We start from the raw sequence: 342 nt of genomic DNA, 5'->3' as shown, positions 1-342 counted from the left end.
AAATAAGGTATCCGCTGGCATCGCCTCTGATATATCGACGCCCGCATCGATAAACTCACGCAATACGGGATTGATAATCTCAATTTCCTCAACGCCCAAATGCCCGCCCTCGCCTGCATGTGGGTTCAGACCGCAGACCAAAATACGTGGCTGCGTTAAGCCGAATTTCTCGCGCATATCATCAATGACAATTTGTACTGTTTGCCGCACATTCTCAGCGGTAATGGCGACAGGAATATCCTTTAATGCTAAATGTGTGGTGACGAGCGCCACTTTCATCGCTTGATTAGCGAGCATCATCACGACTTTCTCACAGCCACTTTGCTGCATAAAAAATTCAGT

1 protein-coding gene is annotated in these 342 nt (G+C 47.4%); it reads right to left on the bottom strand.

Annotated elements, in window-relative coordinates; translation table 11 throughout:
• The coding region (locus tag AAEZ03_RS26400) for a 4-hydroxythreonine-4-phosphate dehydrogenase PdxA (RefSeq protein ID WP_350582719.1) at positions 1-342 on the bottom strand (342 nt) is incomplete at both ends.

It is taken from the genome of Pseudomonas sp. HY2-MNA-CIBAN-0224, assembly GCF_040310285.1.
GTDB classification, from domain to species: domain Bacteria; phylum Pseudomonadota; class Gammaproteobacteria; order Pseudomonadales; family Pseudomonadaceae; genus Aquipseudomonas; species Aquipseudomonas helleri.
Note: the sequence above shows the minus strand (reverse complement) of the source record. Positions and strands in the feature narration are given on the sequence as shown.